1 protein-coding gene and 1 pseudogene are annotated in these 802 nt (G+C 64.0%); both read left to right on the forward strand.

The window, feature by feature from the left end; genetic code table 11:
* A pseudogene (locus AB4Z38_RS25695) lies at window positions 1-308 on the forward strand (MFS transporter); the annotation flags it as partial.
* 51 nt (window positions 309-359) lie between these two features.
* The coding region (locus tag AB4Z38_RS25700; RefSeq protein ID WP_441432336.1) for an alpha-L-rhamnosidase N-terminal domain-containing protein at window positions 360-802 on the forward strand (443 nt) is incomplete at its 3' end.

Genomic DNA, 802 nt, shown 5'->3' on the forward strand with positions numbered 1-802 from the left:
CCCACTCCTTCATCACCCTGCTTGTCGGCGCACTCATCATGCAGTGCGCAATCGCCCTCTTCAGCGCGGTGGACGGAGCCATCATCTTCGCCGTGCTGCCCGACCGGGCACAGGCCGGACGCTACATGGCCGTCGTCGGCTTCGCACAAAGGATACCCAGCGCAATAGCCCCGCTCCTGGCACCCTTCATCATCGTCCTGGGAGCGGCAGGGGCCGAGAAGAACTACACCGCCCTCTACCTCACCGGTGCCGCGCTGGCCCTCATCGGCAGCCTCATCATCTTCCTGAAGATCAAATCCGTGCGCTAGCTCAAACCCCGTCAATGAAACACGCCTACCGACAAGAGAGCTGAAACACCCATGGGCAACACGCTCAGAACCCTGCCAAACCTGGCGCCGACCCCTGCCGAAACAGGACCCGTGAACTGGACGGCCACCTGGATTTCGCCGATGGAGTCCGAAGAAGCCGCCGCCCGGGACGAGCGCGGGGCCCACGTCCTCCGTAAGTCATTTGACCTCCCCGCCCGTCCCGCCGCAGCCACACTCTACGCCACCGCACTCGGCGTGTATGAAGTTTTCCTCAACGGAATCCGGATGGGAGACATCGAACTGGCACCGGGTTCGACAAGCTACGACGAAACCCTGTACGCCCAGCAGTACGACGTCGCGGACCTTCTCATCCCTGGCAGCAACCGGATCGACATCGTCCTCTCGGACGGGTGGTACCGCGGCAGGAACAGCGGGGCCCGGCGCCGGAACGTCTGGGGCAACACCACCGCCGCTCTCGCGCAGCTCGAGATCGA

The sequence above is a fragment of the Arthrobacter sp. 2RAF6 genome (genome assembly GCF_052115205.1).
Taxonomy (GTDB): Bacteria; Actinomycetota; Actinomycetes; order Actinomycetales; family Micrococcaceae; genus Arthrobacter.